Source organism: Thalassospira sp. MCCC 1A03138, assembly GCF_002115785.1.
Classification (GTDB): domain Bacteria; phylum Pseudomonadota; class Alphaproteobacteria; order Rhodospirillales; family Thalassospiraceae; genus Thalassospira.
This window is the reverse complement of the sequence record NZ_JFJY01000011.1, coordinates 17,387-35,947: the sequence shown is the minus strand read 5'-3', so window position 1 is coordinate 35,947 and position 18,561 is coordinate 17,387. Positions and strand designations below refer to the sequence as shown.

The 18,561-nt window shown below is 54.7% G+C and carries 16 protein-coding genes; 8 read left to right on the top strand and 8 right to left on the bottom strand.

The genetic code is table 11. The features are described from left to right. Positions 1-435 precede the first annotated feature (435 nt). From TH468_RS18740 to TH468_RS18725, 4 genes are all read left to right on the top strand, one after another. Positions 436-1,401, top strand: a complete 966-nt coding sequence (locus TH468_RS18740) for a TAXI family TRAP transporter solute-binding subunit (RefSeq protein ID WP_085646069.1) — start codon at positions 436-438, stop codon at positions 1,399-1,401. Next, positions 1,398-1,907 (top strand): DUF1850 domain-containing protein, encoded by a 510-nt coding sequence (locus TH468_RS18735; RefSeq protein ID WP_085646068.1) that lies wholly within the window; start codon positions 1,398-1,400, stop codon positions 1,905-1,907. The genes TH468_RS18740 and TH468_RS18735 overlap by 4 nt, the downstream gene beginning before the upstream one ends. 5 nt (positions 1,908-1,912) lie before the next feature. Then, entirely contained in the window at positions 1,913-3,928 is a 2,016-nt protein-coding gene (locus tag TH468_RS18730) for a TRAP transporter permease (RefSeq protein WP_085646067.1), read from the top strand. 173 nt (positions 3,929-4,101) lie between these two features. Then, positions 4,102-5,376, top strand: coding sequence for an MFS transporter (locus tag TH468_RS18725; RefSeq protein WP_085646066.1), 1,275 nt, complete (start codon positions 4,102-4,104; stop codon positions 5,374-5,376). A gap of 188 nt (positions 5,377-5,564) precedes the next feature. On the opposite strand, the gene TH468_RS18720 is transcribed toward TH468_RS18725, so the two are convergent. Next, positions 5,565-5,747 carry a hypothetical protein gene (locus tag TH468_RS18720; RefSeq protein WP_007088277.1) on the bottom strand — a complete coding sequence of 61 codons (183 nt, stop codon included), beginning with the start codon at positions 5,745-5,747 and terminating at the stop codon, positions 5,565-5,567. A gap of 142 nt (positions 5,748-5,889) precedes the next feature. Between TH468_RS18720 and TH468_RS18715 the strand changes: the two genes are divergently transcribed. Next, on the top strand, positions 5,890-6,879 hold the full coding sequence (locus tag TH468_RS18715) for a LysR family transcriptional regulator (protein WP_085646138.1): 990 nt from the start codon (positions 5,890-5,892) through the stop codon (positions 6,877-6,879). Positions 6,880-6,891: 12 nt separating this feature from the next. Here the strand turns inward: TH468_RS18715 and TH468_RS18710 are convergent, their stop codons facing one another. From TH468_RS18710 to rmuC, 4 genes are all read right to left on the bottom strand, one after another. Further along, on the bottom strand, positions 6,892-7,407 hold the full coding sequence (locus TH468_RS18710; RefSeq protein ID WP_085646065.1) for a GNAT family N-acetyltransferase: 516 nt from the start codon (positions 7,405-7,407) through the stop codon (positions 6,892-6,894). A 4-nt stretch (positions 7,408-7,411) separates the two neighbouring features. Continuing rightward, the gene (fmt, locus tag TH468_RS18705) at positions 7,412-8,341 is read right to left on the bottom strand and encodes a methionyl-tRNA formyltransferase (RefSeq protein ID WP_085646064.1); all 930 of its coding nucleotides are present in this window, start codon (positions 8,339-8,341) and stop codon (positions 7,412-7,414) included. Positions 8,342-8,502: 161 nt separating this feature from the next. After that, complete coding sequence (gene def, locus TH468_RS18700; RefSeq protein ID WP_085646063.1) at positions 8,503-9,021, bottom strand: peptide deformylase; 519 nt, start codon at positions 9,019-9,021, stop codon at positions 8,503-8,505. A 125-nt stretch (positions 9,022-9,146) separates the two neighbouring features. Continuing rightward, positions 9,147-10,607: a DNA recombination protein RmuC gene (gene rmuC, locus TH468_RS18695; protein ID WP_085646062.1), complete on the bottom strand. Its 1,461-nt coding sequence runs from the start codon at positions 10,605-10,607 to the stop codon at positions 9,147-9,149. Positions 10,608-11,141: 534 nt separating this feature from the next. Here rmuC and acs point away from each other — a divergent pair. From acs to TH468_RS18680, 3 genes are all read left to right on the top strand, one after another. Next, entirely contained in the window at positions 11,142-13,088 is a 1,947-nt protein-coding gene (gene acs / locus TH468_RS18690; RefSeq protein WP_085646061.1) for an acetate--CoA ligase, read from the top strand. A 256-nt stretch (positions 13,089-13,344) separates the two neighbouring features. Continuing rightward, positions 13,345-14,835 (top strand): SulP family inorganic anion transporter, encoded by a 1,491-nt coding sequence (locus TH468_RS18685; RefSeq protein WP_085646060.1) that lies wholly within the window; start codon positions 13,345-13,347, stop codon positions 14,833-14,835. Positions 14,836-14,847: 12 nt separating this feature from the next. Beyond that, positions 14,848-15,702, top strand: a complete 855-nt coding sequence (locus tag TH468_RS18680) for a universal stress protein (protein WP_085646059.1) — start codon at positions 14,848-14,850, stop codon at positions 15,700-15,702. 135 nt (positions 15,703-15,837) lie between these two features. Here the strand turns inward: TH468_RS18680 and TH468_RS18675 are convergent, their stop codons facing one another. The 3 genes from TH468_RS18675 to argF all read right to left on the bottom strand — a co-directional run bounded on the left by TH468_RS18675 (position 15,838) and on the right by argF (position 18,559). After that, positions 15,838-16,434: a hypothetical protein gene (locus TH468_RS18675; protein WP_085646058.1), complete on the bottom strand. Its 597-nt coding sequence runs from the start codon at positions 16,432-16,434 to the stop codon at positions 15,838-15,840. 116 nt (positions 16,435-16,550) lie between these two features. Continuing rightward, positions 16,551-17,504 carry an Hsp33 family molecular chaperone HslO gene (locus tag TH468_RS18670; RefSeq protein WP_085646137.1) on the bottom strand — a complete coding sequence of 318 codons (954 nt, stop codon included), beginning with the start codon at positions 17,502-17,504 and terminating at the stop codon, positions 16,551-16,553. Positions 17,505-17,641: 137 nt separating this feature from the next. Further along, positions 17,642-18,559 carry an ornithine carbamoyltransferase gene (argF, locus tag TH468_RS18665; protein WP_085646057.1) on the bottom strand — a complete coding sequence of 306 codons (918 nt, stop codon included), beginning with the start codon at positions 18,557-18,559 and terminating at the stop codon, positions 17,642-17,644. Positions 18,560-18,561: the final 2 nt, after the last annotated feature.

Here is an 18,561-nt window from a genome sequence, read left to right as displayed (position 1 = left end):
TATCTGATTGATATATAAAAAGAAAAATAGAATCCCCGGTTGGCATGATGTTTGCCAATCACTAGGGCAAAACAATAAACAACATTCGTCAGGGAGAATAACCAATGTCCGGGAAGGCATGCTTTCATCGCATGACGCTTGATCGGCCCGATAACGGGTCAATCGCATTTGAACGCTACCGCATTTTGTCGGATTTCTGACAGCATCCTTGTGAATCAGTTTCACGGGCGATTTGCGCGTGGCGTATTTGGCGACCGGATCGGACACTGCTTTATTATCCCAACGACCTGTTAAGTGCCCACCCGACACCATATTCGTTAGAGAACAGGACGACCAGCAACTGAGGAGATACCAAAAGATAACTGCCAATATTTCTTTATTGACCGTTTCTGTTGTTATCAACGCAGTAAACACTAATCCTAGGGAGGACTAAGTATGAAATTGCGGAATCTGCTTTCTGCAGCGGCAGCACTGATGATGTTCGGTGCCCCGGCATTCGCCCAAAGTCAGCTTTCCATCGCGACCGGCGGTACCGGTGGCGTTTATTATCCGTATGGCGGCGGTCTTGCGGAACTGATCAGCAAATATGTTGATGGTACGACCGCAGTTGCCGAAGTCACCGGTGCATCTGTTGAAAACATGGGCCTTATTTCCCGTGGCGACAGTGACATTGCAATCGGTCTGGCCGACACTGTTTATGCTGGCTTCACGGGTACAGGCAAATTCGAAGGCCGCAAACTTGATAATGTTCGCGCTTTGGCTTCGATCTATCCGAATGCCGTTCAGATCGTGACAATGGCAGATAGCGGCATCAGCAGCCTTGCCGATCTTAAAGGCAAACGCGTTTCTGTTGGTGCGCCAGGTTCCGGCACCGAAGTTTCTGCCAAAACCCTGCTTGAAGCCAACGGCATTTCTTATGATGACATCGAAGAACAGCGCCTGAACTTCAACGAAACCGCCGACGCACTTCGTGACGGCGATATCGATGCAGGTTTCTGGAGCGTCGGCCCGCCCACCAGCTCGATCCTCAACCTCGCAACCACGCGTGAGATCAAGCTGATCGCTCTGAGCGACGAGGAGATCGTTGCAGCCCTTGATGCTGAACCGACCTTCGCACCTTATGCGCTGCGTAAAGGGCTCTATGACGGTGTAACCGCACCGGTAAACACCGTTTCAACCCCGAACGTTCTGTTCGTGAATGCAGAAATGGATGACGAACTGGCCTATCAGATCACCAAAACCCTGTTTGAAAAAGTTGATGAACTGATCGCCATTCACCCGGCTGCCAACGACACCACCGTTGATTTCGCTCTGAACTCGACGCCGATTCCGATGCATCCGGGTGCCCTTCGTTACTACGAAGAAACCGGTTCACCGATTCCGCCTAAGCTTTATCCATGATTTCACTAAATTGGGGGCGGCCAGCATTGGCCGCCTTTACCCTTCTGATATCGGCATGCAGCGGGCCAGCTCCATATGCTGAAACCACGCCGGGTACGGCAACGGACTACCTGGAAGTCATTGCAGCTGACGGATCGGTTTTGGCCAGAACACGAATTCCACGCCAATCTGGCTGGTGCCTTTACTGGAACCATTCGGTCACTGGTGACGGGGTTATCGATTGTTATGTCGATGATCTGGGCAGGATGGTCCTGCATCGTACATACCAACCCGATTTTGCAGCAGGTCTTGGCCATTATCCGGGTCGTGGAGTCCTGACCAGCGCCAAAGGTGGCGGATACTGGATCGAGGACATCGACGAACCTGTGCCGGGCAATGCCTATGCCCTGCGCGTCGGAAGTCTTGCAGTCGACCATCGTATCGTCACGACAGAGGGTGACGAAATATATCTTTCAAAGATGGCTGAACACACCCGTGTCACCATCCGCCTTGATACCGGGGAATAAGTTTCATGTCTGAACCGGCACCGCTTCCGTCCTTGGCGGACAAACTGCCACAACCCAAACTGGTTGTACTGGCAATTTCTGTTGTCGCCGTTGCACTTTCACTGTTCCAGATGTATGGCGCTGGGATCGAGCCGCTTGGCCTGTTTTATCAGCGTTCGATCCATCTGGCCTTTGTGATGTTTCTGGCCTTTCTGATGTTCCCCGTTTTCGGATCGAACCGCAAACGGGGCGTTCTTGGCTGGGTCATCGATCTGGGATTTCTGGCTGGTGCGTTCATTACGGGGTTCTATCTGTCCTTCTATCTGGACGAGATTTTCAACCGTGCGGGTTTCTGGACCAGTACCGATCTGATCATCGGCATCATTGCAACCGTCACCGTACTCGAAGCCAGCCGTCGTGCTGTTGGCCTTGGCATGACTGTGATTGGCATCGTTGCAATCGTCTATGCACTTTCCGGTCCACGTGGTGCATTGCCATGGCTTGGTGAATGGCTGCCCGGCATCCTTAGCCACCGGGGCGCTGATGTGGATCGCCTAGTCGGTCAGCTTTATCTTGGTCAGGAAGGCATTTATGGCCTGCCGATGGGAGTTGCAGCGACTTACATCTTCATGTTCGTCCTGTTTGGCGCATTCCTTGAAGTGACCGGTGCGGGTAAATTCTTTATCGACATGGCCTATGCGGCGACCGGCAGAAAGGCTGGCGGTCCCGCAAAGGCCGCGGTGCTGGCGTCTGCAGGTATGGGATCAATCAGCGGTTCGGCGATTGCCAACGTTGTCACCACCGGGGCCTTTACCATTCCACTGATGAAAAAATTGGGTTATCGCCCCGCACAGGCCGGTGGTATCGAAGCCGCTGCCTCGACCGGCGGCCAGATCACGCCACCTCTCATGGGGGCAGGTGCATTCCTGATTTCCGAATATACACAGGTTCCGTATCTTGAAATCGTCATGATTTCGATCTTCCCGGCGATCCTGTATCTCGGCACGGTTTATCTGTTTGTCCATATCGTCGCGCTGAAAAACGGTATGCGCGGCATGCCGGTCGAAGAACTGCCCGATTGGAAGCAGGTGCTTAAGGAAGGCTGGCAATTCATTCTGCCGCTCGGCGTTCTGATTTACCTTCTGGTGCTGAACATTTCACCGATGCGTGTCGGTTTCTGGGCGATCATTTCGGTCCTTGCGGTTGCCGCCCTGCGATACGTGATCTGGTTCTTCTATGTCGCGCCCCAGAACGGCGAAAAGGCAAGCCATGACCGCCTCAAGGCTGCACTTGCCAATGGCGTCAGGATTACAATTGCCGCCCTTGAACTCGGTGCAAAAAATGCGGTTGCGGTCAGCATGGCCTGCGCTGTTGCCGGTATTATTGTCGGCGTCGTCGGACTGACCGGTTTGGGTCTGAAATTCTCGTCGATGATGATCGCGTTTTCAGGTGGCAATATCGTTCTGGCACTGGTTCTGGTGTTGATCGCCAGCCTGATTCTCGGTATGGGCCTGCCGGTGACGGCATCCTATATCGTTCTGATCGTTCTGGTCGGACCGGCACTGTCCAACGAGTTCGGCATTCCGTTGCTGATCGCGCATCTGGTGGTGTTCTGGTATTCTCAGGACAGTAACGTGACACCGCCCATTGCATTGGCCGGCTTTGCCGGGGCCGCGATTGCCGGAGCCAGTCCATTGGAAACCAGTATGCAGGCCTGGAAATTTGCCAAGGGCCTCTATCTGATCCCGGCCTTCATGGTGTTCAATCCGGAAATCATCACTGGCGGCCCGCTGCCGCTTGTGCTCTGGACTGGCTTTACCGCGATCCTGTCGCTGGCGGCCTTTGCCGCTGCACTCGAAGGCTTCATGTTTGCCAAGATTGATCTGGTGTCACGCATTCTGATTGTTCCGGCGACAATTGGCATCTTCTATCCTGACATTCGGGCAGAGATCGCAGGAACGGTCGTCATTCTGGCGATACTGGGCCTGAACTGGTGGAAAGGCCGTCATTCGGATGGTCCGGCAGCCAAAATAGCCGCCTGATTTCCCCGCTGAAACGACTTACCTTTGATCCGAAAGCCCCCGCAAGAACATGTCTTGCGGGGGCTTTTTCGTACTATTTGCTTACATAATACCTATGCATTCGGGCAGTAGACGCTTTTCACCGCCATAGATAATATCGCCGGAAGAATTCCTCATACTATTGATTGAACCTCATGCAATTCCTCAGTCTTTTGCGTCAGGCACCCCGCCCGTTGGCATTCGGGGCGCTTCATAGTTTTGGCTCGTCATTCGGCCAGACCTTTCTGGTCGCCCTTTTCGTTCCGTTCATCGGCGCCAGCCTTTCGATCAATGAAACCGAGTTTGCCAATATCTATGCCGGGATCACCATCGCAAGCGCACTCTGCCTGCCTTTCATCGGGCGATTGATCGACCGCATCGATATGCTGCGCTACAGCCTGGCGACCATGGTGTTGCTGACCATCGGCTGCCTTGTGATTGCCGCCGCACAGTCGGCCTGGATGTTGATTGCGGCCCTGTTTATTCTGCGTCTGGCTGGACAGGGATTGATGAGCCATGTCAGCATGACCGGCATTGCGCGTTATTTTGACCGCAGCCGTGGACGTGCCCTCGCCATTGCAAGCTTCGGCTTTCCGTTGGCAGAGGCAATCATGCCCGTAACTCTGCTGGCACTTATCGCCGGATTTGGCTGGCGGGCGACCTATGCCGGGGCCGGTATTTTTATCGTGGTTATCCTGATGCCGATTGCGATACTGCTGATCCGCGATAATCCAAAATTCCGTGAGGCACCGGGCAAAACAGAAAAAGATGGCAAAGCCGCCAGTACTGATCACAGCACCGATCAGGACGCATCCCCCGCAAGCAGCCATCCGCGCCTGTTCCGGTCGCGCTATATCTGGTTCTGCATGCCGATGCTGGCCGCCCCACCGCTGGTGATGACCGCCCTGTTCTTCCATCAGGGATCGATTTCAGCCAGTAAAGACATCGACCTCACCTGGTTTGCAGCGGGCTTTACGGTTTTCGCTATCACATCGGTGATCGGGGCCTTTGGCAGCGGACCGCTGATTGACAGCCATACCGCTCGCAAGCTGTTCCCCTATCATCTGATCCCGGCCATCGGGGCGGTATCGTTGCTGGCGATCACCGAAACCCCGGTCATGATCCCGGTTTATATGGGGATGCTGGGGATCACCACCGGCTTTGCCACAACATTACGTACCGCGATTATCCCGGAACTGGTGCCACTGGATGAAATTGGTGCGGTTCGAAGCACTTTGACTGCGGTAATGGTTCTGGCATCGGCGATTGGCCCAGCGATCTATGGCTGGATGTTTGCCGCCGATATTGATATCGGCACGACGCTTTGGATCACCATCGTGGCAATGGCGGTTGTTTCGGTGCTGTCATGGATGTCGGAACGGCCGGGCTTCTATATCCCGCCGGGCGTCGCCCGCCAAACCGGTGAATAAGGCCGGGGGATTTCAAAGTCGGAAATCGACGATGAGATAAAAAAATGGCCCGGAGCTCAAAAGAGCCCGGGCCAGTCGGGAAAACAGCGTCGTCTAGGGAGGAAGACGCTAGAAAAAACGCGGTAGTCTATCGCGGGAGCGTCGTTTGGGGAGGAAGATCAAACGTCGCTCGACCGCGAGGTCGTCAATTAGGCAGCACCGCCAACGGTGCCAGCCGGATGCTTGATGTCGGCGGACTTGTCAGAGCCTTTGAACAGGCTGCGGAACAGGCTGCCGATATATTCAGCGCGAAGCTGTTGGCCTTTGCGCACGCCAGCTTCAATCTCGCTGGTTTTGATGTTCAGCTTGGTGATGTCAGCATAAGTGGTCATGGCAGACCTCCTTTGAGAATTTGGTTCATTGCGACAACGTGTCGCGTTTGATGAACCCAATCTAATTTCCTTTACGGCAGAAGAGAATTACCTCAATATGCACATTACTTGTGAATATGCGTCATAAATAGGAAACATGCCGATGGATCGCGCCGCAGAAATGGAAATCTTTGTCCATGCCGTTGAAGAAGGCAGCTTTTCAGCTGCTGCACGGACCATGCGTCTGTCACCTTCGGCGGTTTCAAAATACATTTCGCGCCTTGAAGACAGGCTTGGCGCGCGTCTTTTGATGCGCACCACCCGCCAGCTTAGCCTGACGGAAGAAGGCCGTGCCTTTTACGAGCGCGCCCGCACGATCCTAAACGAGATCGAAGAAGCTGAAGAAGTCGTAACCCAGCTTTACGCAGCCCCGCGCGGAACGTTACGTATCAACGCATCGGTGGCCTTCACCAAATATCAGGTCGTGCCGCTGATTCCGGAATTTCTGGCGCGTTATCCCGATGTAAGGATTGAATTGACGCTGGATGATAAATTCACCGATCTGGTCAACGATGGTTACGATCTGGCGATTCGCCTGTCCGCGCTTGAAGATTCATCCCTGATCGCACGCAAATATGCGGTCAACCGCCGCATGATCGTCGCATCGCCGGAATATCTGGAAAAGAACGGTATTCCGCGTAAACCACAGGAACTTGAAAACCACGACTGTCTGCATCTGTCATCGCGCGAAAGCTTTAACGACTGGCATTTCGATACCCCCGAAGGCCATGTTTCATTCCGCGCACAGGGCAGCTTTTCCGCCAATGACGGTGACGCATTGCACGAAGCAGTCGTTGCCGGACTGGGCATGGCGCGACTGGCGGAATATCTGGTCCATGAAGATATCCGTGCAGGCCGCCTGACGCCGGTTCTGACGGAATATGTTCACGATCTGGCCTGGATTTCAGCTGTGTATCCACACAAACGTCACCTGTCACCAAAGGTTCGTGCCTTTGTAGACTTTCTGGCCGAAAAATTCACCCCGATCCCGCCATGGGAACTGGGCCTGCGCGATGCGCGTTCGGTCCGCAAACCCGAAGCCGTTACCGAAACCAAGGCCATTACAGCCCCCGTTACCGGACAGCAAAGCTGAGTTCGCAAACGGTCAGGTAATCCGAAGCAGAACATCGTTCGGTCGAGCTTTGAACCGGTATTCCGACGAGGCACTAAGATCATCAAGAATGCGGGTTTCGCCAGTTCGGGTGAACTCGCATTTTTCATAAAAGCGATGCCCGGCTTCAAACCGTGTATCGGTCCAAAGGACAAGTTCGGTGCAATCGGGATGGGTTTGCACCAGCCAATCAAGGGCCTTTGTCAGCATGCGTTGTGCAACGCCCTGCCCGCGGGTGGCGCGATCCAGATAGACCTTGTGCAATTCCGCCTGCTTTTGCGCCGGATCGTATTTGATGCCAAGGCATCCCAGGACACGCCCATGCCCCTCGACCACCCAGATGCAGCCGTGATCAGCACTAAAATCATCAGCGATGGCATCAAGTTCGGAAAACTCGCCCGCACGATCAAAGATGCAACCGGGATAATCAGCAAAGACGTCCGCAATCAGGGTCGCGATCTGATCACCATCCCGATTGGTGGCTTTGCGAATGTCGAATACCATTTCCATAGACCTAACCCTGTAAGACAACGCCCTTGGCAAGCTTGTCATAGCCTCGCAGAACGGCATCGGTATCCATAACCGCCTTGCCCGGCCGTTGAATACGGGTCGGGCGCAGGGCGCCGCTACCGCATGCAATCGTCAGATGATCGTCAAGGATGGTGCCTGCCGGACCGGATTGATCGGTAACGATGGCAGCCTGCACCTTGATACGTTCCTTGCCGAATTCGAAATAGGCACCCGGCCATGGGGTAAATGCGCGGATCTTGCGTTCAAGTGCCGCAGCATCATCGGTGAAATCAAGCTTTGCCTCGGATTTTTCAAGCTTGGCAGCGTATGTCACGCCGTCTTCAGGCTGTTTGGTTGCCCGTAATCCGCCAAGCGGAAGCTTTTCAAGCGCTTCGACAATCATTTTGCCCCCCAGCTCGGCAAGATCGTCATGCAGGGCATTGGCATAAGTTTCGGACGTGATCGGAATATCACCGACCAACAGCATGTCACCGGTATCAAGCCCGACATCCATCTGCATGATGGTCACACCGGTCTTGTCATCCCCCGCCAGTATGGCGCGCTGGATCGGGGCCGCCCCACGCCAGCGCGGCAGAAGGGATGCGTGGATGTTCAGGCAGCCATATTTCGGCGCATCGAGAATAGCCTTTGGCAGGATCAGGCCATAGGCCGCGACCACCGCAACATCGAGATCAAGGTCGGCAAAGGCCTTTTTCTGCTCGTCTGATTTCAGGGAAACAGGCGTGCGGACCTCGATCCCCTGTTCTTGCGCCCATGCATGAACCGGGGTCGGCGTTTCCTTTTGCCCGCGACCGGCAGGACGGGGCGGCTGGGAATAGACACAGACAACATCATGACCGGCTGCGACCAGTTGCTTAAGTGCCACAAGGGCGAAATCCGGGGTTCCCATAAAGGCAATGCGCAGCTTGGTCATCGGTCACGTCCTATCGTCATCAATCAGGTGGTTGGCGGCAATTTGGCGTTATCTTGGCCAAATGACAAGCCAAGCCTTAAAAGGCAGGCGACCGCATTGTCAGATTTCCAAAACAAAAGGGCCGGAAAATCCGGCCCCTGAATTCTGTGATGCGTTTCTGATCAGGCAGACTTTTTCGTCTTTTGCAGCTTCTGCACTTTTTTCAGGATCATGTTGCGCTTGAGCGCACTGAGATAATCCGTGAACAGAATGCCATCAAGGTGATCAAGTTCATGCTGGATGCAGGTGGCGAGCAGGCCATCGGCCTCAATTTCATGCTCCTTGCCGTTTTCATCCAGATAGCGCAGGCCAACTTCGGCAGGGCGTTCGACATCGGCATATTGTTCCGGGATCGACAGGCAGCCTTCCTGATAAACCGATGTATCCTCGGATTCCCAGATGATTTCCGGGTTCACGAGTTTCAGCGGCTGGGGTTTGTCCTTGTCATCGGACACATCCATGACAACCACACGCTTCATCACGCCGATCTGGGGCGCGGCAAGTCCGATACCCGGTGCCGCATACATGGTTTCAAGCATGTCATCGAGCAATTCACGGATTTCGTCATTCACCTCTGCCACCTCTTCGCATTCCTGCTTGAGGCGGGGATCGGGAACAATGAGAATGTCGCGCAGGGCCATGTGTCTTTTGTCCGGTCTGGAAATCTATGCGTTCATCGCATTATAGCGAAATCAGCGCTTCGAGATAAGGTTTCGTCGCAGGTTAGTCAAGCAACAGCCCCATATTAACGCGATTAACGTGCAACTCACCCATGATCGGTACCGGTATGGGGCGTTTCATCGTCATCATCATCGGTTTGGGCCGTCAAAACATCAGAAGGTGCGCCAAGCAATTCGGTTTTGGTGATTTCGCGGACATGGGTTTCCGCATGAAGTGGTTCTTCGATGGCGCGGTCGTCGGCAACGATATGCTTTTCCTTGAGCTTGCGCGCTGAAACCAGAACCGTTCCTTCAAGCGTGCCAAGAGTCTTGTTGTAGTTTTTGACCGTGCTTTCAAGCGACTTGCCCATCAAGGCAAAGTTTTTGGCAAGAGTCCCCAGGCGATCAAAAAGCTGCTGACCGATTTCGCTGATATCGCGGGCATTTTCGGCCAGGGCTTCCTGGCGCCAGCCATAAGCCACCGCCTTCAGAAGTCCCAACAAGGTTGTCGGGGTAGCCAGAATGACACCATCGCGGAAACTGTCTTCGATCAGGCGGGGGTCTCGTTCAAGGGCCGCCGAAAAGAAGCTTTCGCCGGGCAGAAACAGAACAACAAATTCGGGCGAATCGACCGATTTCCAATAGGATTTTTTTGACAGGTCGGAAATCACCTTGCGCACATTGGTCACATAGGTGCCCATCAGGGCCTCGCGACGGATGTCGTCGTGCTTTTCATCGATCGCCTCAAGATAGGCCGATGTCGGGGCCTTGGCATCGACAACGATGTTTTTACCACCCGGCAGATGAATGACCATATCGGGCTTCTGCGCGCCTTCATCGGTATTGAAATGCACCTGTTCTTCGAAATCGCAATGTTTGAGCATGCCGGCCAGCTCAACGATCCGGCGCAGCTGCAATTCACCCCATTTGCCTGATACCGACGAACTAGACCGCAGGGCAGAGCTTAGCGTCTGGGTTTCCTTGGACAGACGGCTTTGCGATTCAACCAGCTGACCGACCTGATTACGCAATTCGCCGTAAGCTTCCTTGCGCGAATTTTCCAGTTCGTTGACCTTGGTATCAAACGCCTGCAAACGTTCCTGAATCGGTTTGACGAGGCTGTCGATGGCCTGCTGGCGCTTTTCCAGATCGCCTTTGGCCCCTTCCTGCATGCGCGAGAAATTCTCACGCGCCAGCTTCATGAACTCGTCATTGTTGACTTTAAGCGCGTCAGACGACAATGCCTTGAAGCTATCAAGCAGTTTGGTGCGCGCATCATCAAGCATTGCGAGCTTTTCGGTGGTGGCCTCGCGTTCCTTTTCCAGTCTGGTTTCGGCAATGGCGCGCTTTTCAGATTCTTCGGAAAGCCGGTTACGCGTGGTTGCCAATTCGTTTGCCAGTTCACGCCGGGCTGCATCGACCTGATCGAGTTGTGCTGCCAGCAAGGCGGTTCGCGACTCTGCCTCTGCCATCACGGCTTCTTTGGTGCGTTTGACCATCAGCACACTGAAAACCAGTGCGACGACAAGTGCCGCAATTGCGCCCGCTGCAAGAGAGATCGGATCCATATTCCCACCGTTTGGTTATAACCTGATTTCTTTGTATCTGTTTTGTTCCATTAAATCCAGAACGCAACCGATTTGATATATCGCTGTGAAACGTCGCAAAACGTCAGATCGTGACTGGCGAAATCGCAATAATATCACTATGTTTCAATTACCTACTTCAGGGAATGCTCGTTTGTCAGCATCCAGACAGGATTGCAGGGATGGATTGGTTGTGTTGCAACAATGCATCCAAACGCAAGGCAGGGAAATCAGGACGGTGCCGCGGCAGTTGCGCGCCATTTTGCCCCCCGCCTTAAGTTGTATTCCCTGAAATCCATCAGCGCACTAGCATAGGGCGCAAGCGACAGGAAACGATTTACGCCATATCGACCGGATGATCTTGCATCGCCCGTTCGGTTGTCCAGCACCAATTATTGCGACTGCGAAAACCGGTACCTGAAACGCACAAGAATATCGCACCGGCCCAAAGACCTTTCAGCGGGCAGGTAACCGGTGCGAACGTACAGACAACAGGAAACGAACAAGAGGCCACATATGTCTGCGAACGTTTATCCCGTATCCGACGACATCGCGAAGGGCGCGCTGATCGACAAGGCAAAATACGACGCCATGTACAAGCAGTCGGTCGAAGACCCCGAAGGCTTCTGGGGCGAACATGGCAAACGCATCGACTGGATCAAGCCGTTTACCAAGGTCAAGAATGTCAGCTTTGACACCAAGGACCTTTATATCAAATGGTATGAAGACGGCACGCTGAACGTTGCGGCCAACTGCCTTGATCGTCATCTGGCAAAACGCGGTGATCAGACCGCGATCATTTTCGAAGGCGACGATCCGTCCGTTTCCGAACATATCTCCTACAAAGATTTGCATGAACGTGTCTGCCGGTTTGCCAACGCGCTTAAATCGATGGGTGTGGGTAAGGGCGACCGCGTTGTCATTTATCTGCCGATGATCCCGGCCGCAGCGGTTTCGATGCTGGCCTGCGCGCGCATCGGTGCGATCCATTCCATCGTATTTGGCGGATTTTCCCCCGAAGCATTGGCCGGGCGCGTTGAAGATTGTGGTGCGAAGGTTGTCATCACATCGGACGAAGGCCTTCGTGGCGGTCGCGGTGTGCCGCTAAAACGCAATGCGGACGAAGCGCTTTCGCATCCGGGCGTCAAATCCGTCGAAAAGCTTGTTGTCGTCAAACATACCGGCAAGGACATTGCGTGGAACGATGCGCGCGACGTCTGGTATCACGAGGTCTGCGAGGCAGCATCCCCTGATTGCCCGCCGACCGAGGTCAATGCCGAAGACCCGCTTTTTGTTCTGTATACCTCGGGTTCGACCGGCAAGCCGAAGGGCGTTCTGCATACGTCGGGCGGTTACCTTGTTTATGCATCGATGACCCATCAGTATGTCTTTGATTATCACGAAGGCGATATTTACTGGTGTACGGCCGATGTTGGCTGGGTCACCGGACACAGCTATATCGTTTACGGGCCGCTTGCCAACGGGGCAACGACCCTGATGTTTGAGGGTGTGCCGAGCTATCCGGATGCATCGCGTTTCTGGCAGGTGTGCGAGAAGCACAAGGTCAATATTTTCTATACCGCGCCGACCGCAATCCGTGCCCTGATGCGCGAAGGCGAAAGCTGGGTCAACAAGGCGGATCTTTCGTCCCTGCGGATCCTTGGTTCGGTGGGCGAGCCGATCAACCCCGAGGCATGGGAATGGTATCACGAGCATGTCGGCAAACGGAATTGCCCGATTGTCGATACCTGGTGGCAGACCGAAACCGGCGGCATCCTGATCACTCCGCTTCCGGGGGCAACCGACCTTAAACCGGGGTCAGCGACGCTTCCGTTCTTTGGTGTTCAGCCTGCCCTTCTGGATAATGAAGGCAAGGAACTGACCGGCGCAACCGATGGCAACCTTGTGATCAAGGATAGCTGGCCGGGGCAGATGCGCACGGTTTATGGCGATCATGAACGGTTCATCCAGACCTATTTCAGCACCTTCGCCAATGTCTATACCACCGGCGACGGTGCACGGCGGGACGAGGACGGCTATTACTGGATCACGGGCCGCGTTGATGACGTGATCAACGTTTCAGGCCACCGGATGGGCACCGCCGAGGTTGAAAGTGCACTGGTCGCGCATTCCAAGGTGGCCGAGGCCGCCGTGGTCGGTGTTCCCCACGACATCAAAGGACAGGGCATCTATGCTTATGTCACGCTGAATGCCGGTGAAGAACCGACCGAAGAACTGCGCAAGGAACTGGTTCAGTGGGTGCGCAAGGAAATCGGCCCGATTGCCAGCCCCGATTACATCCAGTGGTCGCCGGGACTGCCGAAAACCCGTTCGGGCAAAATCATGCGCCGTATCCTGCGCAAGATTGCCGCGAATGAATATGACCAGCTTGGCGATACATCAACCCTTGCCGATCCGGGTGTGGTTGATGATCTGATCGAAAATCGCCAGAACCGCAAATAGACGGATCTGCGCAATTCAGACCGATCAGGACTTCAGGACAAAACCCGCCGACATTTCGGCGGGTTTTTTCGCTTTCTGTGTCATTCCGCGAAAAATACGCTGCACGGATAACGTCCCCTGCGGTTGTGCCATATTTTAAATTGGTATAGGTACAGCCTTCTGCATTGCAACACTGACCGCTAGGGACGGCTTTCATGCCGCCACATGATACTCCAGCCCCGGGGACAGACTGGGCTGTTTGATACGGAGAAATTCTGTGAATACCGATTTCCTTCCGCGTTTGCGAGCCGAATGGCTTGGCAATATCCGTGGTGATGTGCTTTCAGGCCTTGTGGTGGCACTTGCACTTATCCCCGAAGCCATTGCCTTTTCGATCATTGCAGGGGTAGATCCCAAGGTCGGGCTTTATGCATCCTTTTCGATTGCGGTGATTACCGCGATCTTTGGCGGACGCCCGGGCATGATTTCGGCCGCGACCGCGGCAACCGCCGTTTTGATGGGCTCGCTTGTACGCGATCACGGGCTTGATTACCTGCTGGCGGCAACCGTGCTTGCCGGGGTGATCCAGATGCTGGCCGGGGCGCTTCGGCTTGGAAACCTGATGCGGTTTGTCTCGAAATCGGTGATGACGGGCTTTGTCAACGCGCTTGCCATTCTGATTTTCATGGCGCAGCTTCCGGAACTGACCAATGTCAGCATCATGACCTATGTGATGGTTGCCGGTGGCCTTGCAATTATTTACCTGTTCCCGCGGATCACGAAAATTGTCCCCTCGCCACTGATCTGCATTATCGTTCTGACGATCCTGTCGCTGTTTATTGATGGTGATTTGCGCACGGTCGGTGATATGGGCGCATTGCCTGATGCCTTCCCGGCGATTTATCTGCCTAATGTGCCGCTGAACCTTGATACCTTCCTGATCATTCTGCCCTATTCGGCGGCGGTCGCGGCGGTCGGGCTTCTCGAAAGCCTGATGACCGCGCAGATCGTCGACGAGCTGACCGATACACCGTCAAACCGCATTCGCGAATGCTATGGTCAGGGGATTGCCAACTTCTTTACCGGTTTCATCGGTGGCATGGCTGGTTGTGCGATGATCGGCCAGTCGGTAATCAACGTGAAATCGGGTGGGCGGTGCCGCCTTTCGACCTTCCTTGCCGGTATTTTCCTTCTGATCCTGATTGTGGTTCTGGGCGATCTGGTGGCGATCATTCCGATGGCAGCACTCGTCGCGATCATGATCATGGTATCAATCGGGACATTCAGCTGGTCTTCGATCAAGAACCTGCGCGAACATCCACGCAGTTCATCCATCGTGATGCTGGCAACCGTCGTAACCGTGGTCGGCACGCATAACCTTGCAATTGGCGTACTGATCGGTGTTTTGCTTTCCGGGATATTTTTTGCATGGAAAATCGCGCAGATCTTTCGGGTTACCAGCACGCTTTCAGACGATGGCACGCAGCGGACCTATGAAGTGCGCGGGCAGATTTTCTTTGCCTCGGTCGAGGATTTCACCAAGGCATTCGATTTCCGCGAGGCACTTGATAAAGTCACGATTGATGTCAGCCACGCCCATATCTGGGACATTTCAAGTGTTGCGGCCCTTGATATGGTCGTGCTGAAATTCCGCCGTGAGGGAGCCGAGGTCGAGTTGATCGGTCTCAATGAAGCCAGCGAGACAATTGTTGATAAGCTGGCGATCCATGACAAGCCCGGCGCGCTTGAACGCCTGATGGGCCACTAAGGGGAACGTTCAATGACACATCTGATCGCACTGATCGATGGATCGGGCTATTCGCAAAGCGTTCGCGACCTGACCTGCTGGGTAGCCAAACGCAACGAAGCATCGGTTGAGCTGATGCATGTGCTGGGCCGTCGCGGCGTGGGCTCCGAACCCGCCGACCTTAGTGGTAACCTCAAACTTGGTGCACGTAGCGCCCTTTTGCAGGAACTGGCCGACCTTGATGAACAGAAGGCCAAGCTGGAGCTGAAACGCGGGCGGCTGTTGCTTGAAGAAGCCAAATCGGGCCTTGAAGAAGCCGGACTTTCATCGGTTTCGACCAAACTTCGCCATGGCGATCTGATTGATGCGATTGGTGAGTTTGAAGGCGATGCCGACCTGATCATCATTGGCAAGCGGGGCGAGGCCGCCGATTTTGCCAAACTGCATCTGGGATCAAATCTTGAACGGGTTGTCCGGTCCGCGACCAAACCGGTTCTGGTCGCATCGCGCGCATTCAAGCCGATCAACAAGTTCCTGATTGCGTTTGACGGCGGCGAAAGTGCGATGAAGGCCGTACGCCACATTGCGGGTGGCAAGCTGTTTACCGGACTTCCGTGCGTCTTGCTGTGCGTTGGCAAACCAACAGATAGCCTTCAGGAAAAGCTTGATGACGCGGCGACCATTTTGCGCAAGGCAGGGTACGATGTTGACGCCGGTTTCGAGGCCGGTGAACCTGAAGACGTGATCAAAAGCCGGATTGAGGCGGATGGCATCGACCTTCTGATCATGGGCGCATACGGCCATTCGCGCATCCGCAACCTGATCATCGGCAGCACCACCACCGAAATGGTTCGGTCCTGCCATGTGCCGGTAATGATGTTCCGCTAAAGCTCACATCGCAAAGCGATCCGACATAGAGCCCCGGCCAATGTGCCGGGGTTTTCTTTTGCGGATATGTGAGAAAGAAAACCCCGATGGCAGGATGACCATCGGGGTTCTGATTAGATCGCTATGCCCGGCGCCTTAGCGCAAGAGGAAACGTCCCAAATTGGCGTTGATCTGGCGTTCCAGTTCACGATCAAGGTCCATCAGCAGCGTTGCGGTTTCGTCATAGACCGCCTTTTCACGTTCGGCGACGGACATCGATTCTGCAAGGGTCCGGGTGCGAACCGCGGTTGCGGCAACTTCGCCCTTCTGGGTGCCATTCGGATCAAGAACCTCAAGCTTGGCGGAAACTTTCATTTCGACCTTTTCGGACTGATCATCAGTAAAGACGCCCGAAAAACCCTTGGTGGTTTTAAGCGCGTTTGAGGTGATGGATGCCTCGGTCACGCTATAACGCAGAATATCACTGGTGCCTGCCGTCTGGATGCGGTCATCAGGCCAGTTCATCGCCATCTTGCCAAGGCTGAACGGCAGATAGCTTTCAAGGTTGTTGTCACCCCCGACCGGATAGGCCGCCACTTTTTCAATCGGCCCGGCTGCAAATACAATCGGGTCGAGATGGCGCCAGGTCACATCGGGATAGGTCTGCACCGGTGCGCTGGTACAGGCCGCCAGAAGGGCAACAACTGCACCCGCCAGGGCCACGCGCATTCCATTGATGGACAATGCCTTCATCAAGTCTTTCTCCTGCCTCAAATAAAAACGCCACCATACCTTTGTGTGGGCATGGTGACGTTGCTTGATGATTAAGGCAAGGCTGTGACAATCAAAAACCGCGCCGATGCAGCAACTTATGCTTCATCGCCGGATTTAAGCGCACGCAGGTCGGCCTCGTTGAAGCCATAGCGCGTGTTGCAGAACTGGCAGGAAACCGCGACTTCGCCGCTATCGGGTTCGCGCATGTCCAAAAGTTCTTCAAGCGGATAGGACACAAGCGCACCTTCGATTTTCTGACGCGAACAACGGCATTTGAACTGTAACGCCGTCTGATCAAACACGCGCGGTTCTTCATCGTGGAACAGACGCCAGATCAGGTCATGCGCCGAAAGCGAAATATCGACCAGTTCGTTTTCGGTCGCACTCGCCATCAGGATCTTGGACCGGTTCCAGTCCTCGGTAATCTTTTCGGCGTCTTCCGGAGTTGCCGCTTCGCCCGACGCACTGGCCGGGAGACGCTGCAGGAACAGCCCACCAACCCACCAGTCATTGGCCTGTTCGCCCTGATGGACTTCAAGCTTGAAGGAAGCTTCGATCTGCTCGGACTGACGGAAATAGGACTCGGCGCATTCCGCAAGCGTATTGCCTTCGAGCGACACAATACCCTGATAGCGTTCGTGATCGCCGCCCTGATCGACGGTGAAGGCGATGTGGCCATGCCCCATCAGCTTGTGCACCTGTCCGCGCAGGGCATCTTCACCACCGTCTTCGGCCGCAATCATGGTGCTGAGGCGGTCTTCGTCAACACGCGCACAGGCGCGAATGTTGCCGTCGCTATCGACGTCGACAACCATCATGCCAATCGGACCGTCAGACGAGGTCTGAAGGGTAAACAGGCCTTCATATTTCAGCGCCGAGGACAGCAGAACAGCCAGCCCGATAATCTCGCCCAGCAGATGATTTGCAAGCGCAGGATAGCTGTGCTGACCGATGATGGTCTGCACCGTCGGGCCAAGCCGGGCGAAACGGCCGCGAATATTGGAATGATCCAGCGTGAAGGGCTGACAAAAATCGACAGCGATCTGCATTTTCGGGTTCCGCGTTTTTAGGTGTTCCGGGGCGTATAACAACAGCAGAACCGCATTGTCCAGCCATGTCACGCCAAAACAAAGGGGCGAACATCACTGTCCGCCCCGAAATTCTGATGCTTATTTAGTCTGCACCGTCAGGAAGGCAAGCCATTAAAGCAGTATAGCAGAACCCCTTTCTGCGCATGCAGACGGTTTTCGGCTTCGTCAAACACCACCGATTGCGGCCCGTCGATCACATCGTCGGTGACCTCTTCGTTACGATGGGCAGGCAGGCAATGCATGAAGATCGCATCCTTGTTTGCCTTTGCCATCGCGGCGGAATTGACCTGATAGGGGGCCAATGCTTCCATGCGGGCATCGGCGTCATCGTCCCCCATCGAAACCCAGCAATCGGTAACGATAACGTCGGCCCCGTCCAGCGCGCTGTCCATATCGGTCATGCGGACCTTGCCACCCTCGGCATTGGCCGTTTCGATCAGGCCCTGATTGGGGCGATAACCCGCCGGGCAGGCCATATCAAGCGAGAACCCGAATTTCGGCGACGCATGTATAAAGGATGCCGAAACGTTGTTCCCATCGCCGACCCAGGCGAATTTCAACCCATCAAGGCGTCCCTTGTGTTCCTTAACGGTCATAAGGTCGGCCATGATCTGGCAGGGGTGGCTTTGATCGGTCAGGCCATTGATCACCGGAACGGTGGCATATTTCGCCAATTCCAGCAGTTTCGATTCGTCCGTCGTACGGATCATGATCGCATCGACAAACCGCGACAGGACACGCGCGGTATCGGCAATGGTTTCACCACGGCCAAGTTGCGAACTTGCGGCATCAAGGATGACAACGTCACCGCCAAGCTGTCGCATGCCGACTTCGAAAGACACACGTGTACGTGTTGACGGTTTTTCAAAGATCAGGGCAAGTGTTTTGCCCGCCAGCGGTTTGTCACCAAACGGTGCCTTGCCTGCCTTTTCCACCGCTCCAAGTTCAAGAATATCGTTCAGCGTTCCCGCCGACATTTTGTCGAGATCGAGAAAGTGCCTGATATCAGTCATTT

Bases quoted from the DNA above. Each gene is read 5' to 3' on its own strand.
- TH468_RS18740 (WP_085646069.1), top strand. From the start codon at position 436: ATGAAATTGCGGAATCTGCTTTCTGCAGCGGCAGCACTGATGATGTTC.
- TH468_RS18735 (WP_085646068.1), top strand. From the start codon at position 1,398: ATGATTTCACTAAATTGGGGGCGGCCAGCATTGGCCGCCTTTACCCTT.
- TH468_RS18730 (WP_085646067.1), top strand. From the start codon at position 1,913: ATGTCTGAACCGGCACCGCTTCCGTCCTTGGCGGACAAACTGCCACAA.
- TH468_RS18725 (WP_085646066.1), top strand. From the start codon at position 4,102: ATGCAATTCCTCAGTCTTTTGCGTCAGGCACCCCGCCCGTTGGCATTC.
- TH468_RS18720 (WP_007088277.1), bottom strand. From the start codon at position 5,747: ATGACCACTTATGCTGACATCACCAAGCTGAACATCAAAACCAGCGAG.
- TH468_RS18715 (WP_085646138.1), top strand. From the start codon at position 5,890: ATGGATCGCGCCGCAGAAATGGAAATCTTTGTCCATGCCGTTGAAGAA.
- TH468_RS18710 (WP_085646065.1), bottom strand. From the start codon at position 7,407: ATGGAAATGGTATTCGACATTCGCAAAGCCACCAATCGGGATGGTGAT.
- fmt (WP_085646064.1), bottom strand. From the start codon at position 8,341: ATGACCAAGCTGCGCATTGCCTTTATGGGAACCCCGGATTTCGCCCTT.
- def (WP_085646063.1), bottom strand. From the start codon at position 9,021: ATGGCCCTGCGCGACATTCTCATTGTTCCCGATCCCCGCCTCAAGCAG.
- rmuC (WP_085646062.1), bottom strand. From the start codon at position 10,607: ATGGATCCGATCTCTCTTGCAGCGGGCGCAATTGCGGCACTTGTCGTC.
- acs (WP_085646061.1), top strand. From the start codon at position 11,142: ATGTCTGCGAACGTTTATCCCGTATCCGACGACATCGCGAAGGGCGCG.
- TH468_RS18680 (WP_085646059.1), top strand. From the start codon at position 14,848: ATGACACATCTGATCGCACTGATCGATGGATCGGGCTATTCGCAAAGC.
- TH468_RS18675 (WP_085646058.1), bottom strand. From the start codon at position 16,434: ATGAAGGCATTGTCCATCAATGGAATGCGCGTGGCCCTGGCGGGTGCA.
- TH468_RS18670 (WP_085646137.1), bottom strand. From the start codon at position 17,504: ATGCAGATCGCTGTCGATTTTTGTCAGCCCTTCACGCTGGATCATTCC.
- argF (WP_085646057.1), bottom strand. From the start codon at position 18,559: ATGACTGATATCAGGCACTTTCTCGATCTCGACAAAATGTCGGCGGGA.